General features: G+C 70.1%; 14 protein-coding genes. 7 read left to right on the top strand and 7 right to left on the bottom strand.

Annotated features, from left to right (window positions below):
* Window positions 1-233 precede the first annotated feature (233 nt).
* Window positions 234-1,820, top strand: coding sequence for a Na+/H+ antiporter (locus JIX55_RS14070; RefSeq protein ID WP_257563652.1), 1,587 nt, complete (start codon window positions 234-236; stop codon window positions 1,818-1,820).
* A 159-nt stretch (window positions 1,821-1,979) separates the two neighbouring features.
* Here JIX55_RS14070 and JIX55_RS14065 read toward each other — a convergent pair whose 3' ends face one another.
* Complete coding sequence (locus tag JIX55_RS14065) at window positions 1,980-3,104, bottom strand: mechanosensitive ion channel family protein (protein ID WP_257563651.1); 1,125 nt, start codon at window positions 3,102-3,104, stop codon at window positions 1,980-1,982.
* 105 nt (window positions 3,105-3,209) lie between these two features.
* Here JIX55_RS14065 and JIX55_RS14060 point away from each other — a divergent pair, with 105 nt between their 5' ends.
* Window positions 3,210-3,779 (top strand): dienelactone hydrolase family protein, encoded by a 570-nt coding sequence (locus JIX55_RS14060; protein ID WP_257563650.1) that lies wholly within the window; start codon window positions 3,210-3,212, stop codon window positions 3,777-3,779.
* Window positions 3,780-3,842: 63 nt separating this feature from the next.
* Here the strand turns inward: JIX55_RS14060 and JIX55_RS14055 are convergent, their stop codons facing one another.
* From JIX55_RS14055 to JIX55_RS14040, 4 genes are all read right to left on the bottom strand, one after another.
* The gene (locus JIX55_RS14055) at window positions 3,843-5,498 is read right to left on the bottom strand and encodes an alkaline phosphatase D family protein (RefSeq protein WP_257563649.1); all 1,656 of its coding nucleotides are present in this window, start codon (window positions 5,496-5,498) and stop codon (window positions 3,843-3,845) included.
* Window positions 5,499-5,595: 97 nt separating this feature from the next.
* Complete coding sequence (locus JIX55_RS14050) at window positions 5,596-6,396, bottom strand: DsbA family protein (RefSeq protein ID WP_257563648.1); 801 nt, start codon at window positions 6,394-6,396, stop codon at window positions 5,596-5,598.
* A gap of 80 nt (window positions 6,397-6,476) precedes the next feature.
* Entirely contained in the window at window positions 6,477-7,163 is a 687-nt protein-coding gene (locus JIX55_RS14045; protein WP_257563647.1) for a hypothetical protein, read from the bottom strand.
* 109 nt (window positions 7,164-7,272) lie between these two features.
* Window positions 7,273-8,598, bottom strand: coding sequence for a DUF2252 domain-containing protein (locus JIX55_RS14040; protein ID WP_257563646.1), 1,326 nt, complete (start codon window positions 8,596-8,598; stop codon window positions 7,273-7,275).
* Window positions 8,599-8,811: 213 nt separating this feature from the next.
* Between JIX55_RS14040 and dnaE the strand changes: the two genes are divergently transcribed.
* The gene (gene dnaE, locus JIX55_RS14035; protein ID WP_257563645.1) at window positions 8,812-12,351 is read left to right on the top strand and encodes a DNA polymerase III subunit alpha; all 3,540 of its coding nucleotides are present in this window, start codon (window positions 8,812-8,814) and stop codon (window positions 12,349-12,351) included.
* 116 nt (window positions 12,352-12,467) lie between these two features.
* Here the strand turns inward: dnaE and JIX55_RS14030 are convergent, their stop codons facing one another.
* The gene (locus JIX55_RS14030; protein WP_257563644.1) at window positions 12,468-12,632 is read right to left on the bottom strand and encodes a hypothetical protein; all 165 of its coding nucleotides are present in this window, start codon (window positions 12,630-12,632) and stop codon (window positions 12,468-12,470) included.
* Between the two features lie 243 nt (window positions 12,633-12,875).
* Between JIX55_RS14030 and JIX55_RS14025 the strand changes: the two genes are divergently transcribed.
* The 4 genes from JIX55_RS14025 to JIX55_RS14010 all read left to right on the top strand — a co-directional run bounded on the left by JIX55_RS14025 (window position 12,876) and on the right by JIX55_RS14010 (window position 16,912).
* Window positions 12,876-14,090 carry an NYN domain-containing protein gene (locus JIX55_RS14025; protein WP_257563643.1) on the top strand — a complete coding sequence of 405 codons (1,215 nt, stop codon included), beginning with the start codon at window positions 12,876-12,878 and terminating at the stop codon, window positions 14,088-14,090.
* 144 nt (window positions 14,091-14,234) lie between these two features.
* Window positions 14,235-15,260 carry an ABC transporter ATP-binding protein gene (locus tag JIX55_RS14020; RefSeq protein ID WP_257563642.1) on the top strand — a complete coding sequence of 342 codons (1,026 nt, stop codon included), beginning with the start codon at window positions 14,235-14,237 and terminating at the stop codon, window positions 15,258-15,260.
* A gap of 106 nt (window positions 15,261-15,366) precedes the next feature.
* Window positions 15,367-16,191, top strand: a complete 825-nt coding sequence (locus JIX55_RS14015) for an ABC transporter permease (RefSeq protein ID WP_257563641.1) — start codon at window positions 15,367-15,369, stop codon at window positions 16,189-16,191.
* A gap of 34 nt (window positions 16,192-16,225) precedes the next feature.
* Entirely contained in the window at window positions 16,226-16,912 is a 687-nt protein-coding gene (locus JIX55_RS14010) for a DUF2567 domain-containing protein (protein WP_257563640.1), read from the top strand.
* A 181-nt stretch (window positions 16,913-17,093) separates the two neighbouring features.
* Here the strand turns inward: JIX55_RS14010 and ybaK are convergent, their stop codons facing one another.
* On the bottom strand, window positions 17,094-17,594 hold the full coding sequence (gene ybaK / locus JIX55_RS14005) for a Cys-tRNA(Pro) deacylase (RefSeq protein WP_257563639.1): 501 nt from the start codon (window positions 17,592-17,594) through the stop codon (window positions 17,094-17,096).
* Window positions 17,595-17,609 lie beyond the last annotated feature (15 nt).

Raw genomic sequence — 17,609 nt, 5'->3', positions numbered from 1 at the left:
GGGTGCGGGCGTGCTCGTGGTGCGGCACCGCCGGAGAGCGCCGTTGTGGATGCCGCGACGGGCACGCCCGCCGCGGTTGCTCGCCGGTGCGGCGGAAGCGACGCGGTGGGCGAGGCGGACAGAGGGCAGAACGCGGGTTTCTCGGGTACCGGCGGACAAAACGGGTGAGCTGAGCGGGCGTGGCACGCTGGGGGCTGTGAGCTGAACGTCTAGACCTCGTCGGAGTGCTGAGCGTGGATCAGTTGGCCCTGTTTTTCGTGTTGCTGCTCGGGGCCGTGGTCAGTGTGCCGGTGGGGGAGCGGCTGAAGCTGCCGGCGCCGGTGCTGATGACGTTGCTGGGCATCGCGCTCGCCGTGCCGGGGTTCGTGCCCAATGTGGAGATCCCGCCGGAGTTCATCCTGCCGCTGCTCTTGCCGCCGTTGCTGTACGCGGCGGTGCGGCGGACCTCCTGGCGGCAGTTCGCGGCGAACCGGAGGCCGATCTTCCTGCTGGCCGTGGCCCTGGTGTTCGTGACCACCGCCGCCGTGGCCGCCGTGGCGAACGCGATCGTGCCCGGGCTCCCCGTCGCGGCGGCCGTGGCGCTCGGCGCCCTCGTCGCGCCGCCCGACCCGGTGGCGGCGACGGCCGTGGCGGGACAACTCGGGCTGCCGCGCCGCCTGGTGTCGATCCTGGAGGGCGAGGGTCTCTTCAACGACGTCACGGCCATCGTGCTCTACCACATGGCCATCGCGGCCGCCGTCGGCGGATCCTTCTCGTTGTCCCGCGCCGCGCTCCAGCTCGTACTGTCGGCCGTCGTCGCCGTCGCCGTGGGGCTCGCGCTCGGCTGGGCCGCCAACAAGCTGATGGACTTCCTCGAGGACGCCACGCTGCAGATCGGGCTGACCCTGCTCGTGCCGTACGCGTCGTACGTGATGGCCGAGGAACTGCATGGGTCCGGGGTGCTCGCGGTGCTCACCACCGCGTTGTTCCTCGCGGAGTACGCGCTCGGCGCGGACGACGTCCTGACGCGGCTCGCCGGGCACACCGTCTGGGACGTCGTGGACACGCTGGTCACCGGCGTCGCCTTCGGGCTGATCGGGCTGGAACTCCACAACGCGATCCGGACGGCGTCCGGGCGGTGGGGCGAGATGCTCGGCTGGGCGGCGGCGGTCGTGGCCGTCGTCGTCCTCGTACGGCTGGTGTGGTTGCTGCCGGCCACGTGGCTCGCGCGGCGGATGCACGCGAAGCGGGACTACGACGAGGAGATCCCGATGTCGTGGCGCGAGACCGTGGTGATGTGGTGGTCCGGGATGCGGGGGGTGGCGTCCGTGGCGCTGGCGCTCGCGATTCCGCTGGAGACGGACAGTGGGGCGCCGTTTCCCGACCGGGACGAGATCGTGTTCATCGCGTTCGGGGTGATCATGGGGACGCTGGTGCTCCAGGGGCTCACTCTGCCTTGGCTCGTGCGGAGGTTGGGGGTGCGGGCGGACGAGGGGGTTGAGAAGGAGTTCGAGAAGGAGCTGGCTGTGCGGGCGGCGAAGGCCGCGAAGCGGCGGCTCAAGGAGATCGAGGAGGTGGAGGAACTGCCGGAGGAGTTGTCCGAGCGGTTGTTGCGGCGGGCCTTCGAGATCGGGGTGCGGATCAGTCCGGAGGTGGGGGAGGAGGAGCGGCGGGAGGGCCATGAGCAGCGGGTGCGCCGGCTTCGGAGGATGCGGCGGATACAGGGGGAGATGTTGAGCGCGGCTCGGCATGAGGTGTTGGCTGCGCGGAGTGAGCCGGGGGCGGATCCCGAGGTGGTGGATCGGGTGTTGCGGCATCTGGATGTGCGCAGCCTTCGTTGAGCGGCGTTGGGTTGCCCACCCGGGCACCGCCCGTTACTCCTTGGCGGAGAAGTGCCGGGTTTCCTGCGGGGGTTGAGCGCCGCTGTCCGCTGTTGGCCCGCTGCTCATGTCGGCCCCATGCGCTCGCCCCCGGCCCACCGCTCCTGCCGCCCCCTCTGCTCACCCCCGGTCCGTCGACCTCGGCGGCTCGTGGATGCGGCCTCGTATGGTGCGGGGGGCCATGCCGTCCGCGTGGGCGTGGGGGTGGGTCGGGGGGAGGACCGCGTCGGCGGTGTTGACACGGGGGAGGGCGTACGGGTGGGTTTCGGTGAGCCAGTGGATGAGTTGTTCGCGGACGGTGACGCGGACGGTCCACAGGTCGTCCGGGTCCTTGGCGGTGACCAGGGCTCGGACCTCCATGGTGGAGGGGGTCGAGTCGGTGACGGTCAGGTCGTAATAGCGGCCGTCCCAGGCGGGGCAGCCGCGCAGGATGTCCCGGAGCCGCTCGCGCATCTCGGGCAGCGGCGCGGCGTGGTCGACGTGGACGAAGACCGTGCCGGTCATCTGAGCGCCGCCGCGGGACCAGTTCTCGAAGGGCTTCGAGGTGAAGTAGGAGACCGGCATGGTGATGCGGCGCTCGTCCCAGGTGCGGACCGTCAGGAAGGTGAGGGTGATCTCGTCGACCGTGCCCCACTCGCCCTCCACCACGACCACGTCACCGAGGCGGACCATGTCGCCGAAGGCGATCTGGAGCCCGGCGAAGAGGTTGCTCAGCGTGGACTGCGCGGCGATACCGGCGACGATGCCCAGGAGTCCGGCCGAGGCCAGCAGTGAGGTGCCGGCCGCGCGCATCGCCGGGAAGGTCAGCAGCATCGAGGCCACGGCCACCACACCGACGATCGCCGCGACCACCCGCGTGATCAGCGTCACCTGGGTCCGCACCCGGCGCACCCGGGCCGGGTCGCGGTGGGCGCGGGCGTAACGGCTGTACGTCGTCTCCACTATCGCCGCCGCGATCCGGATCACCAACCAGGCCGTCGCGCCGATCAGTACGAGGGTCAGTGCCCGGCCGACGGCGGTCCGATGCTGCTCCAGCAGTTGCGCCTCGTCGTACGACGCTCTGAGGAAGGCCGCGCACAGGACCAGTTGGTAGGGGATGCGGCCGCGGCGCAACAGGCCCCACAAAGGTGTTTCGTGGTGCCGTTGGTCCGCCTTGCGCAGCAGCAGGTCGGTCGTCCAGCCGATGAGCAGCGTGAGGAAGACCGAGCCACCGATGACGATCAATGGGCGGAGTAGATTCTCCATGCCTTCGAACGTAACCGGCCGCGCGGATGATGAACATGTGACTTCGGCCGCCCTCGGGGTACGGGCGCCGAGGCTCGTTGTCTACCCGGCTGGCACCATGGCCTCATGAACATCATGCTCTTCCACTCGACCTACGGCCTGAGGCCCGCGGTGCGCGCGGCCGCGGACCGGTTGCGCGCCGCCGGACACGAGGTGTGGACCCCCGACCTCTTCGACGGCCGGACGTTCGACACGGTCGAGGAGGGCATGGCCTTCAACACGGAGCTGGGCCGGGAGGAGCTGCTCAGGCGGGCGGTCCTGGCTGCCGCGCCCTACTCGGAGCGAGGGCTCGTCTACGCCGGATTCTCGCTGGGCGCCGCGACCGCGCAGACCCTAGCCCTGGGTGACAAGCAGGCCCGCGGGCTGCTGCTCCTGCACGGCACGTCGGACATCGCCGCCACCGCGTCCGTGGACGAACTGCCCGTCCAGTTGCATGTCGCCGAGCCCGACCCCTTCGAGCCGGACGACTGGCTGAGCGCCTGGTACCTCCAGATGCGCAAGGCCGGCGCCGATGTCGAGGTCTACCGATACGCCGGCGCAGGCCACCTCTACACCGACCCCGACCTGCCCGACTACGACGAGGAGGCCGCCGGGGCCACCTGGCGGGTGGCCCTCGGCTTCCTCGAAACGCTGTGAGATCGACACAGGAACCTGTGAGATCTACGCAGAACCTGTGAGCCCTACAGGAACTTGTGAGAGCTACACGGGGTCGTACGTGCGCTCCATCTTCTGCGTCCCGCTGCGCGTCCGGTACGAGCGTGCCCAGGACGACGTCGCGTTGGCCTTCGTGCGGTCGGAGAGGACGTAGAAGTCCATCTGCGCCCGCGCCGCGGTGATGTCCAGGACGCCGTAGCCGTGCCGGTCGGTGTCGACCCAGTGGACGTGCCGGTTGGCGGCGCGGATCAGCGGGGAGGCCACCGCGGAGACAGTGCCCTCGGGGACCTTGACGAGGTCGTCGAGGTTGTCGGAGGTGACCGACGTGACGACGAACTCCGTGGCGGCGGAGGCCGACAGCGGGTACGTACCGGCGTTGACGGGCACGTCGTTGGCCCAGGCCATATGGATGTCGCCGGTGAGGAAGACCGTGTTGCGGATCCCGTTCGCCCGCAGATGGGCGAGGAGTTCGCGGCGGTCGTCGGTGTAGCCGTCCCACTGGTCGGGGTTGAGGGCGAGGCCCTCCGTCGGCAGACCGAGCAGCTCGGCCAGGGGCTCGAAGAGGTCGGCGGTGAGGTTGCCGAGGGCGAACGGGGCGATCATCACCGAGTTGCCGACCAGCCGCCAGGTCGTGTCGGAGGCCTTCAGCCCGGCCTTCAGCCAGTCGAGCTGGGCCCGGCCGGTCAGGGTGCGGTCCGGGTCGTCGACCTCGCCGTCGCCGATCCCCACCTGCTGCGAGCGGAAGGAGCGCAGGTCCAGCAGCGACAGGTCGACGAGCTTGCCGAAACGCAGCCGGCGGTAGGTGGTGCCCGCGATCGCCGGGCGCACCGGCATCCACTCGAAGTACGCCTGCTTGGCCGCCGACTGGCGGGCCGCCCAGCTGCCCTCCGTGCCCTCGGTGTGGTTCTCGGCGCCGCCCGACCACGCGTCGTTGGCGATCTCGTGGTCGTCCCAGATGGCGACGACCGGAGCGGCAGCGTGGAGGGCCTGCAGGTCAGGGTCTGACTTGTAACGGGCGTGCCGGACGCGGTAGTCGGCGAGGGAGACGATCTCGTGAGCCGGCGCGTGCGGCCGTACGACCTTGTCGCGGGTGCCGTACTCACCGGTGCCGTACTCGTAGATGTAGTCGCCGAGATGCAGCCACGCGTCCAGGTCGCCGCGCGCGGCCAGATGACGGTACGCGGCGAAGTGGCCGCCCTCCCAGTTGGCGCACGAGACCACGCCGAAGCGCAGACCGGTCGTGGCGGCGTCGGCGGCCGGGGCGGTGCGGGTGCGGGCGGCGGGCGAATCGGTGCCGCCGGCGGAGAAGCGGAACCAGTGGTCCGTGGCGGGCGCGAGGCCGCGTACGTCCGCCTTGACGGTGTGGTCGGAGGCGGCGGTCGCGGTGGTCGAGCCCTTGGCGACGATGTTCGTGAAGGCCTTGTCCAGGGCGACGGTCCAGCCGACCTCGATGTCCGGGCCGAGCCCGGAGCCGGGTATCGCCTCGGCGGTGGGCGTCACCCGGGTCCACAGCAGGACGCCGTCGGGCAGCGGATCGCCGGAGGCGACGCCGTGCAGGAACGCCGGTGCCTCGGCGGCGCTCGCCGGGCTCGCGGTGGTCAGCGGGCCCACGAGGACGGCTCCGGCCGCGGCCGCCTTGACGACCGTACGGCGGCTCGGCGTGGGGGAGTTGGGGTTGGAGTGAGATCTGCGACTGGTCACGGTCGCAGAGATTACTGATCGGTAAGGGCTTCCCGTAATACGGGACACGCGAAGTGCGGGCGAACTTTCGAGAGTTCGCCCGCACTTCGGCCCTGCGTTACTTCGTGACGCCCGCGTTCTTCAGCGCCGTCTCCCACTCCGCGACCGTGGACGGGACGGTGATGCCCTTTTCGTTGATCTTGATGGTCGGCGTCGACTCGACGTCCTCGGCGTCCTCGAAGGACTTGCTCATCTTCATCGCCCAGGCGTCGTAGGTGCCCTTCTCGACGGAGTCCTGGAACTTCTTGTTGTTCTTCAGCGCGTCGACCGTGTTCGCCACCTTGATCAGATAGCTGTCCTTGGCGAACTCGTCGGTCGACTCCGCCGGGTGGTACTTCGTCGAGTACAGCGCGGTCTTGTAGTCGAGGAAGGCCTCGGGGCTGACGTTCAGGGCGGCGCCGAGCGCGCTCAGCGCGTTCTTCGAGCCCTCGCCGCCGAGGTTGCCGTCGAGGAAGGTGCCGATCGTGAGGGAGAGCTTGTACTCGCCGTCCTCCATGCCCTTGTTGACGGTCTCGCCGACGGTCTGCTCGAAGCTGGCGCAGCCCGGGCAGCGCGGGTCCTCGAACAGGTGGACCACGTTGTCGGTCTTGGAGTCGCCGATCAGCACGGTCGCGCCGTTCTTGCCCGAGGTGTTGGCCGGGGCGACCACCGTGGCGTCGGTGGCCTCCTCCCACTTGGTGGGCTTGTTGTTCTGGACGACGGCGTAGCCGATACCGCCGGCTGTCGCGAGGACCGCGACGATCGAGGACGCCACGATCGCCTGCCGCCTGACCTTGGCACGCTTGGCCTGACGCTCGCGCTCCAGGCGCAGCCGCTCACGGGCCGCCGACTTCGCTTCCTTGCTGTTCCGCTTGCTCATGTGGGTGGGCTCCCTGTGGGACGCGCACATGCCGTGCGCGGGATACGTGTGGTGGGGACTTGCTCGTGCTCAGGAAGGGGTCACGCGAAGGTGACCGAGCACGGCGGTCCACGCCGTCCGAGGGAGTGCGAGTGGAGGAGGGTACGGGCGGTGGCCGTACGGTGCGCGGTGCGCGTCGGCCGGTGCTCCGCCGGGGCGGGCAGCACCACGACCGCGGCGACCGCGATCAGTAGCGGCCGGAAGCCGACGGCGACCGCGGCGTCCAGCAGCTGGGCCAGCGCCCGCTCGCCGCGCCGCAGCCAGGCGGCGGCCAGCAGGCCTACGCCGATGTGCGCGGCGAGCAGCAGCCAGGCGGTGGCCGGGCCGGCGCCGGCCAGCAGTGCGGCCGTCCGGTCGGAGTCGCCGGTGACCCGCGCCAGCGGGGCGCCCACGCTGCCGCCGCCGCACAGCATGTCCAGCCCGACCTGGCGCAGCGGACCCGTGACCGGGCCGCCCGCCTCGCCGTAACAGGCGTGCTGGCCGGCGGTGAACACCGTGTCCGCGGCCAGCTCCAGCGGGATCAGCACACCGGCGATCCGGCCGAAGCCGCGCTCCCGGCCGGCCAGCGCGTACGAGACGACGAAGACGGTGACGGCGATCGCGGCGACGGTGGTCAGCGGCAGCGGGACCCTGGACAGCAACACGTGCGACGCGGCGCTGAGTGTCACGACGATCGCCGTGAACAGCGCCGCGCGTACGGCTCTGAAGTGGGTCCCGGATATGTCCATGGCGTTGGAGAGTCTCCCACGTACGCACGTAAGGGACCGCTAAAAGCCCCCTGTGCGTGGGCGATGCCTCATTTCTCGACGATGGCCTGCGGGAGGGTTCTCAGGGGCTCTAGAGGCCGGGGATCCGGCCGTTGCGGAACAGGTCCACGAAGATCTGGTGGTCCGCACGCGCGCGTGCCCCGTACGAGTGCGCGAAGTCCACCAGGAGCGGAGCGAAGCCGTCCTCGTCGGCAGCGATCGCCGCGTCGATGGCCCGCTCCGTGGAGAACGGCACCAGGGACTGCCCGGTCAGGTCGTCCGCCGCCGCGTGCATGGTGGCCGTGGCCCGGCCGAGGTCGGCGACGACCGCCGCGATCTCCTCCGGGTCGTCGATGTCGCTCCAGTCCACGTCCACCGCGTACGGCGACACCTCGGCGACCAGCTGGCCGGCGCCGTCCAGCTCGGTCCAGCCGAGCCACGGGTCGGCGTGCGCCTGGAGGGCGCGCTGGGAGATCACCGTGCGGTGGCCCTCGTGCTCGAAGTAGTCACGGATCCGCTGGTCGGTGATGTGGCGGGAGACGGCCGGGGTCTGGGCCTGCTTGATGTAGATCACGACGTCGTTCTCCAGGGCGTCGCTCTGCCCCTCCAGCAGGATGTTGTAGGAGGGCAGCCCCGCCGAGCCGATGCCGATGCCCCGGCGACCGACGACGTCCTTCACGCGGTACGAGTCCGGGCGGGTCAGGGAGGACTCCGGGAGCGTCTCCAGATAGCCGTCGAATGCGGCCAGCACCTTGTAGCGGGTCGCCGCGTCCAGCTCGATGGAGCCGCCGCCCGGCGCGAAGCGGCGCTCGAACTCCCGGATCTCCGTCATCGACTCCAGCAGCCCGAAGCGGGTCAGCGAGCGGGCGTCGCGCAGCGCGTCCAGGAGCGGGCCCTGGGCGGTGTCCAGCGTGAAGGGAGGCACCTCGTCCCGCTTGGCGCCGGCCGCTATGGCGTGGATCCGCTCGCGGTAGGCGGCCGCGTAGGTCTCCACCAGCTCGGTGATCTGCTCGTCGCTGAGCGCCTTCGCGTACCCGATCAGCGCCACGGAGGCGGCGAAGCGCTTCAGGTCCCAGGTGAAGGGGGCGACGTACGCCTCGTCGAAGTCGTTCACGTTGAAGATCAGGCGGCCCGTGGAGTCCATGTACGTGCCGAAGTTCTCCGCGTGCAGGTCGCCGTGGATCCACACGCGCGAGGTGCGCTCGTCCAGATAGGGGCCGGTGGCCTTCTCCGCGTCCAGGTCGCTGTAGAACAGGCAGGCCGTGCCCCGGTAGAACGCGAAGGCCGAGGCCGCCATCTTCCGGAACTTCACGCGGAACGCGGCCGGGTCGGCGGCCAGGAGCTGGCCGAAGGCGGTGTCGAAGACGGCGAGGATCTCCTCGCCTCGTCGCTCGTCGTTGAGCTGCGGAACCGACATCGCTGGGTGCCTCCTGGTGATCACGGGTGGGTCGGCTTTTCAACGTGCGAAGGCGCGCGCAAGTGCCCACGACTCCTCCCCGAAAGGTACGGGGGACTCCCCTCGCGGTGTCAGTCCCGAGGCATAGACTTCGACGCTGTCCCCCAGACTGTCCGCAGCCCGTGGGGAAGTCGTTCACGCTTGTTTCCTTTGTGTCCCCTGGAGGCCGAAGCCGTGTCAAAGCCGCCGTTCACGCACCTGCACGTCCACACCCAGTACTCGCTGCTGGACGGTGCCGCGCGGCTCAAGGACATGTTCAACGCGTGCAACGAGATGGGCATGACCCATATCGCCATGTCCGACCACGGCAACCTGCACGGGGCGTACGACTTCTTCCACACCGCGAAGAAGGCCGGCGTCACCCCGATCATCGGCATCGAGGCGTACGTCGCTCCCGAGTCCCGGCGTAACAAGCGCAAGATCCAGTGGGGCCAGCCGCACCAGAAGCGCGACGACGTGTCCGGTTCGGGTGGTTACACGCACAAGACGATCTGGGCGGCGAACAGGACGGGCCTGCACAACCTCTTCAAGCTCTCCTCGGACGCGTACGCCGAGGGCTGGCTGCAGAAGTGGCCCCGGATGGACAAGGAGACCATCTCCCAGTGGTCCGAGGGGCTCATCGCCTCCACGGGCTGCCCGTCCGGAGAGCTGCAGACCCGGCTGCGCCTCGGCCAGTTCGACGAGGCGGTGAAGGCGGCCGGCGAGTACCAGGACATCTTCGGCAAGGACCGCTACTTCCTGGAGCTGATGGACCACGGCATCGACATCGAGCACCGGGTCCGTGAGGACCTGCTCCGGGTCGGCAAGAAGCTCGGCATCCCGCCGCTGGTCACGAACGACTCGCACTACACGTACGCGCACGAGGCGAACGCCCACGACGCCCTGCTGTGCATCCAGACCGGCAAGAACATCTCCGACCCGGACCGCTTCAAGTTCGACGGCACCGGCTACTACCTGAAGTCCACCGACGAGATGTACGCCATCGACTCCTCGGACGCCTGGCAGGAGGGCTGCGCCAACACCCTGCTGGTCGCCGAGCAGATCGACACCTCCGGCATGTTCGAGGCCAAGAACCTCATGCCGAAGTTCGACATCCCCGAGGGCTTCACCGAGGTCACCTGGTTCCAGGAGGAGGTCCGCCGCGGCATGGCCCGCCGCTTCCCCGGCGGCGTCCCCGAGGACCGCCAGAAGCAGGCCGAGTACGAGATGGACGTCATCATCCAGATGGGGTTCCCGGGGTACTTCCTCGTCGTCGCCGACTTCATCATGTGGGCCAAGAGCCAGGGCATCGCGGTCGGCCCCGGCCGTGGTTCCGCCGCCGGTTCGATCGTCGCGTACGCCATGGGCATCACCGACCTCGACCCGATCCCGCACGGTCTGATCTTCGAGCGGTTCCTCAACCCCGAGCGCGTCTCCATGCCCGATGTCGACATCGACTTCGACGAGCGCCGGCGCGTCGAGGTGATCAGGTACGTGACGGAGAAGTACGGCGCCGACAAGGTCGCCATGATCGGCACGTACGGCAAGATCAAGGCGAAGAACGCCATCAAGGACTCCGCGCGCGTGCTGGGCTACCCGTACGCGATGGGCGACCGGCTCACCAAGGCCATGCCCGCCGACGTCCTCGGCAAGGGCATCGACCTGAACGGCATCACCGACCCCTCCCACCCGCGCTACAGCGAGGCGGGCGAGATCCGGTCGATGTACGAGAACGAACCGGATGTGAAGAAGGTCATCGACACCGCCAAGGGCGTCGAGGGCCTGGTCCGGCAGATGGGTGTGCACGCGGCCGGCGTGATCATGTCCAGCGAGCCCATCGTCGACCACGCCCCGATCTGGGTGCGGCACACCGACGGCGTGACCATCACACAGTGGGACTACCCGCAGTGCGAGTCGCTCGGCCTGCTGAAGATGGACTTCCTGGGCCTGCGCAACCTCACGATCATGGACGACGCCATCAAGATGGTGAAGGCCAACAAGGGCATCGACCTGGAGATGCTCGCCCTCCCGCTGGACGACCCCACGACCTTCGAACTGCTCTGCCGCGGTGACACCCTCGGCGTCTTCCAGTTCGACGGCGGCCCGATGCGCTCGCTGCTGCGCCAGATGCAGCCCGACAACTTCGAGGACATCTCCGCCGTCTCGGCCCTCTACCGGCCGGGCCCGATGGGCATGAACTCGCACATCAACTACGCCGAGCGCAAGAACGGCCGCCAGGAGATCACACCGATCCACAAGGAGCTGGAGGAGCCGCTCCAAGAGGTCCTCGCGGTCACCTACGGCCTGATCGTCTACCAGGAGCAGGTACAGAAGGCCGCCCAGATCATCGCCGGATACTCGCTCGGCGAGGCCGACATCCTCCGCCGCGTGATGGGTAAGAAGAAGCCCGACGAACTGGCCAAGAACTTCACCATCTTCCAGGCCGGCGCCCAGAAGAACGGCTACAGCGACGAGGCCATCCAGGCCCTGTGGGACGTGCTGGTCCCCTTCGCCGGCTACGCCTTCAACAAGGCGCACTCCGCCGCGTACGGACTGGTCTCCTACTGGACGGCGTACCTCAAGGCCAACTACCCGGCCGAGTACATGGCCGCGCTGCTCACCTCGGTCAAGGACGACAAGGACAAGTCGGCGGTCTACCTCAACGAGTGCCGCCGCATGCGCATCAAGGTGCTGCCGCCGAACGTCAACGAGTCGGAGCACAACTTCGCCGCCCAGGGCGACGACGTCATCCTCTTCGGCCTCGAAGCCGTGCGCAACGTCGGTACGAACGTGGTCGAGTCGATCATCCGCAGCCGCAAGGCCAAGGGGAAGTACGCCTCCTTCCCCGACTACCTCGACAAGGTCGAGGCGGTCGCCTGCAACAAGCGCACCACGGAGTCGCTGATCAAGGCGGGCGCGTTCGACACGATGGGGCACACCCGCAAGGGCCTCACCGCGCACTTCGACTCGATGATCGACAACGTGGTCGCGGTCAAGCGCAAGGAGGCCGAGGGCCAGTTCGACCTCTTCGGCGGCATGGGCGAGGAGGAGAGCGACGAGCCGGGCTTCGGCCTCGACGTGGAGTTCACCACCGAGGAGTGGGAGAAGACCTATCTCCTCGCCCAGGAGCGGGAGATGCTCGGTCTCTACGTCTCCGACCATCCGCTCTTCGGCCTGGAACACGTGTTGTCCGACAAAGCCGATGCGGGCATCGCCCAGCTCACCGGCGGTGAGCACGCGGACGGCGCGGTCGTCACCATCGGCGGCATCATCTCCGGCCTCCAGCGCAAGATGACCAAGCAGGGCAACGCCTGGGCCATCGCCACCGTGGAGGACCTGGCCGGTTCCATCGAGTGCATGTTCTTCCCGGCGACCTACCAGCTCGTCTCGACCCAACTCGTCGAGGACGCGGTCGTGTTCGTGAAGGGCCGCCTCGACAAGCGCGAGGAGGTGCCGCGGCTGGTAGCGATGGAGATGCAGGTCCCCGACCTGTCGAACGCGGGCACCAACGCACCGGTGATCCTCACCATCCCGGCCACCCGGGTCACCCCGCCCATGGTCAGCCGGCTCGGTGAGATCCTCAGCCACCACAAGGGCGACAGCGAGGTCCGGATCAGGCTCCAGGGCCCGACCAAGACGACTGTGCTCCGCCTCGACCGCCACCGGGTGAAGCCGGACCCGGCCCTGTTCGGCGACCTGAAGGTGCTGCTCGGCCCGTCCTGCCTGGCGGGCTGAGCAGACCCCCGACAAGCCCTGACCGGGCCGACGGGCGTGAACGCGCGAGGGGCGCATCCGGTGTTCCGGGTGCGCCCCTCGGCATATCTGGACTGCAACAGCCCGTTGTGCGGATGTCAGTTGTGACCGAAGCGCTTCTGCCGGCTCTTGCGGGCCATGTCGCCGGGCGTCGCGTGGGACGCGCCCTGCTCGGTCTGCGATCCCAGCGAGGACTGCTGGGTCTCCTGCTGACCACGCTCGGACTGCGGCTGCTTACGGTCCTGCTTCTTGTTCTTGGCCATGGTGCTCTACCTCCTGTGGGGGATCTAGGGGCCAGGGCCGCGACCAGACTCACATAGCACGACAAGGTGTGCATTTCGGAAAATCACCGTCCGTGACGAGAGTTGTCGGAGCGTGTGCCGCGTCGCAGGGTGCTCACGGCGGATACGCCACGCCGAAGATCGAGTTCCGGCCGTTAACCTCCGCGCGGTCGGGCAGACTCGAAGGAAGCCCCAAGCAAACCTCCCGGAAAGAGGGTGGATCGAGTGGATCGCTGCATCGTCCTGGTGGACGCCGGGTATCTGCTCGGCGCGGCCGCCAGCCTCCTCGCCGGGGAACCATCCCGCTCCCGGATCACCGTCGATCACGCCGCCCTCATCCAGGGGCTGCGCGAGCGCGCCGAGGCCGACACCGAGCGGCCGTTGCTGCGCATCTACTGGTTCGACGGCGCCCCCGACCGCGTCCCGCAGCCCGAGCACCGCAGGCTGCGTGTGATGCCCCGCGTGACGGTACGGCTCGGCGCGCTGACCCGCAGCGACGGGCGGTGGGCGCAGAAGGGCGTGGACGCAGCCATGCACGCCGAGCTGACCGAGCTGGCCCGCAACCGCGCCTGCTCCGACGTGGTCCTGGTGACCGGTGACGGGGATCTGCTGCCGGGCATGATGGCCGCCAAGGAGCACGGAGTCGCCGTACACCTGTGGGCCGTGCAGGCCGCCGACGGCGACTACAACCAGTCCGAGGACCTGGTCGCCGAGGCCGACGAGCGTCGCGTGCTCGACCGGATGTGGATCACCAAGGCCGTGCGGGCCAAGGAGATCGGCGGGATCTGCGCGCCGCAGCCGGTGCCGCGGCCGGAGATCGCCGCGATCCTGTCCGCACCCCTGCCCGAGTCGGCCCTCGCGGCCGCCGAACGGGCGACGGGTGAGCCCGAACCGGCGTCTGCCGGGCGCAACGGGACCGAGGAGCGGATGCCGACGGCGGCCAAGGGTGTCCCGACGCCGAAGGATCTCGCCGCGATGCGCGGGCCTGGGACGCATGCCGTGCAGCATCCGGCGACGGCCACGTTGCGGTGGTCGTCCGACAAGGGATGGGTGGACCGGCCCGGGGGTGCGGCGGAGCCGCCGGAGGCGGCGGCGATGCCGACGCTGGCGCAGCTGACGACCGCGGAGCAGCGGTGGGCCGACCGGGAGGAGGACATCACCACGGTCGGGGGTGATCCTTATGAGGTCGGGCAGGTGTTCGCTCGGCGGTGGATGGCCCGGCTGACCGATCAGTCCCATCTGCAGAAGCTCTCGGGGATGTATCCGCGGGTGCCGCATCGGGTGGATGGGGAGTTGTTGCGGTATGCGGCTCGGTTCGGGTTGCTGGCGCACAAGGATGATCAGATCGATGAGCATGATCGGTATGCGATTCGCGCCGGGTTCTGGCGGGAGATCGATGTGCGTACGGGGGCGGAGCATGCGCCGGCCGGGGAGCGGTAGGAGCGCCCGATAGCGCGGGGCTGACTGTTTGTGGGCGGCTGCGGCTTGGTTGTGGCTGGTCGCGGAGTTCCCCGCGCCCATCGGGGCACGGCTGGGGTGACCCGGCGGAAAATCGGTGCCCGGGACCCCGTAGGCTCGTCCCTCGTGAGTACGCGTACGGCACAGGTGATCCGACATGGTGGGGATGTCGTGTGTGCTGTGCGGGGGCTCACCAAGACGTATCCGGCCACGCGGGGGCGGCGGGGGACGCCGGGAACTCCCGAGGTGCGGGCCAATGACGCGGTGGCGCTGGAGGTCCGGCGCGGGGAGATCTTCGGACTGCTCGGGCCCAATGGGGCGGGCAAGACCACGCTCGTACGGCAGCTGACCGGGCTGATGCGGCCCGATGACGGCACCGTCGAGATTCTGGGCCACGACATCGTGCGGCATCCGGAGCGGGCTTCGCGGATCCTCGCCTATCTGGGACAGGAGTCGACCGCTCTCGACGAGCTGACCGTGGCGCTGGCCGCGGAGACCACCGGGCGGCTGCGCGGGCTGGAGGTACGGCGGGCGCGGGCCGAGCGGGACGCCGTGCTGGAGGAGCTGGGGCTGACCGCGCTCGCCTCGCGGCCGCTGAAGAAGCTGTCCGGCGGGCAGCGGCGGCTCGCCTGTTTCGCCACGGCGCTCGTCGGGGAGCGGCCGCTGCTCGTGCTCGACGAGCCGACCAGCGGCATGGATCCGGTGGCCCGGCGGGCCGTGTGGGCCGCCGTCGACCGGCGGCGCGCCGAGTCCGGCACCACCGTCCTGCTGGTCACCCACAACGTCATCGAGGCTGAGACCGTCCTCGACCGGGTCGCCGTCCTCGACACGGGGCGGGTCATCGCGTGCGACACCCCGGCCGGACTGAAGGAGCAGGTGGCGGGCGAGGTGCGCGTCGAGCTGGTCTGGCGTGAGAAGGCCCCGCTGGACGTGCCCGAGGTCGCCGTGCTGCGCCCGCGTGCCGTGGAGTCCGGGCGCCGCTGGACGCTCCGGCTCGCGCCGGAGGAGGCGCGCGCGGTGGTGGCCACGGTGACCGGGGGCGCCGCCTTCGTGGCGCTCGACGACTTCACGCTCGCCACGCCGAGCCTGGAGGACGTGTACCTGGCGCTCGGCGGCAGCGCGGGCAGCGCCCAGGGGCTGGTCAAGGGGTGAGGGACGCGGGCGTGAGCCGGAGAACAGTCGGTGCGGATGTGAACGGCAGGGCTGCCGCAGCCGTACGAAAATGGGCGACAGCCGAAGCGAAGAGGAGCAGCTCGACGTGAGTGTCGTACCCGCGGAGATTCTGCCGGGCAGCGCCCTGGCCGTGGAGGAGCGCGTGGAGCGCGGAGCCGCCGAGCTCGGGCCCCGCGCGCGCCTGTGGCCGTCGCTCTGCGCGGTGTATCGGGCGCAGCTCTCCCGGGCGCGGGTCGCGCGGATCCCGCTGCTGTTCGTGGCCACCTTCCAGTCGGTCGGGATCATGATCCTGATGCGCGGTGTGGTGGACGGCGGGGCCGAGGCACGCGCGGTGGTCGCCGGTTCGGCGGTGCTCGTCGTCGCCTTCGTCGCGCTGAACCTGCTGGCCCAGTACTTCGGGCAGCTGCGGTCGAGCGGCGGGCTAGACCACTACGCGACGCTGCCGGTGCCGCCGGCGGCGGTGGTGCTGGGCGCGGCGGGAGCGTACGCCTCCTTCACCGTGCCGGGGACCGTCGTGACGGCCGTCTTCGGCTGTGTGCTCTTCGGGCTGCCGCTGGCCCACCTCTGGGTGCTCGCCGCCGTGATCCCGCTCGCCGGGGCCGCGCTCGCCGGGCTGGGCGCCGCGCTGGGTCTGCTCGCCCCGCGCCCGGAGCTCGCCACCGTGCTCGGGCAGCTGGGCATGTCGGCGGCGCTGCTGCTGGGTGTGCTGCCGGCCGACCGGATGCCGGGCTTCATCCAGTTCGCGCGGGACCTGCTTCCCTCCACATACGGCGTGGAGGCGTTCGCGCGGACGTTCGGGCCGAACCCCGACTGGGCGTTCGTGCTCGGTGACCTCGCCGTGTGCGCGGGGGTCGGGGTCGTCTCGCTCGCGGTCGCCACCTGGGCGTACCGTCGGGCCGCCGTCCGGTGACGCGGCGCACAGCCGCGCCTGGCACGATGTCAGAGTGACCGCACCGTTGACTCCGCCTCCGCCGCCGAACCACCAGCCGCCGAACGACCCCTGGGCTCCGCCGCCCACCAGCGGTGGGGGCGCGGGGCATCTCGGGTACGGGCCGGAGAAGCCGTCCGGGCCCGGGCTGAAGACCGAACTGATCGAGGCGGCCGTCGTCACCGTGGTCGTGGCGTTGCTCGGGGGCGCGCTGCTCGGCGTGCTGTGGTGGTGGCTCGCGCCGCATGTGCCGCTCGTCTCCGACGGGGCGGCGGTCTACCTCAAGGACAACGAGGGTGAGCAGGCCGTCGGCGTCGACGGAACGTTCACGCTGCTGGCGCTGGGGGCGGGCGCGCTGAGCGCGCTCGTCGTCTTCCTGCTGCGCCGACGGGGCGGTGTGCCTCTCGTGGTGGCGCTGACCGTCGGTGGGCTGCTGGGGGCCGTGCTGGCGTGGCGGCTCGGGGTGTGGCTCGGGCCCGAGACCGATGTCGCGGCACGGGCGAAGGAGGTGGGGGAGGGAGTGACGTTCTCGGCCCCGCTGAAGCTCGGTGCGAAGGGGGCGTTGCTGGCGTGGCCGTTGGCGGGGCTGCTGGTCCACCTCGGCCTGACGGCGTTGTTCGGCCCGCGTGATCCTGACCCGTACGAGCAGGATCTTCAGTACAAGGACGGGTACGGCGCGCCCTTGGAGCCGCCGGCCGCGTGAGGGACTTTTTCTCGCCCCCGCCGCCCCTACCCGTCCCATCCCAGGGGCTGTGCCCCTTCGACCCCTTGGGGTGCGATTTTCGGGTGCGGGTGGGGGCTTGTCGCGCAGTTCCCCGCGCCCCTGAAGGACACCGGGCGCGCCCCCTGCCGTCAAGGGGCGCGGCGAACTGCGCGAACGCGGATCACGCGCGGGCGATGGGCGCGGACACCGCTTCCGTGAGCTTCAAGAGGTCCTGCGGGGACAACTCGACCTCCAGGCCGCGGCGGCCGGCCGAGACGCAGATCGTGTCGTGGGCGTCCGCCGACGCGTCCAGCACCGTGCGGAGCTTCTTGCGCTGGCCGAGGGGAGAGATGCCGCCCCGGACATAGCCCGTCGTGCGTTCCGCGAGGGTGGGGTCGGCCATCGCCGCGCGCTTCCCGCCGACCGCCGTCGCCAGGGACTTCAGGTCGAGCGAACCCGCCACCGGCACGACCGCGACCACGAGCGCGCCGTCCACGTCCGCCACCAGGGTCTTGAAGACCCGCTCGGGGGAGACGCCCATCGCCTCGGCCGCCTCCTCGCCGTAGGAGGGGTGGGCGGGATCGTGCTCGTAGGCGTGGACGCTGAACTCCACGCCCGCCGCGCTCAGCGCCACCGTCGCGGGCGTGCCGCCCGCCTGCTGCTTCTTCGACTTCTTCGCCATCGGCCTTCTCGTGTA

The sequence above is a fragment of the Streptomyces sp. DSM 40750 genome, assembly GCF_024612035.1.
GTDB lineage: Bacteria > Actinomycetota > Actinomycetes > Streptomycetales > Streptomycetaceae > Streptomyces.
The sequence above is the reverse complement of the archived record's forward strand: the minus strand, read 5'-3'. Positions and strand labels throughout refer to the sequence as shown.

Coding starts and splice junctions, on each gene's coding strand:
- JIX55_RS14065 (WP_257563651.1), bottom strand. CDS start 3,104: ATGGAGAATCTACTCCGCCCATTGATCGTCATCGGTGGCTCGGTCTTC.
- JIX55_RS14060 (WP_257563650.1), top strand. CDS start 3,210: ATGAACATCATGCTCTTCCACTCGACCTACGGCCTGAGGCCCGCGGTG.
- JIX55_RS14050 (WP_257563648.1), bottom strand. CDS start 6,396: ATGAGCAAGCGGAACAGCAAGGAAGCGAAGTCGGCGGCCCGTGAGCGG.
- JIX55_RS14045 (WP_257563647.1), bottom strand. CDS start 7,163: ATGGACATATCCGGGACCCACTTCAGAGCCGTACGCGCGGCGCTGTTC.
- JIX55_RS14040 (WP_257563646.1), bottom strand. CDS start 8,598: ATGTCGGTTCCGCAGCTCAACGACGAGCGACGAGGCGAGGAGATCCTC.
- JIX55_RS14030 (WP_257563644.1), bottom strand. CDS start 12,632: ATGGCCAAGAACAAGAAGCAGGACCGTAAGCAGCCGCAGTCCGAGCGT.
- ybaK (WP_257563639.1), bottom strand. CDS start 17,594: ATGGCGAAGAAGTCGAAGAAGCAGCAGGCGGGCGGCACGCCCGCGACG.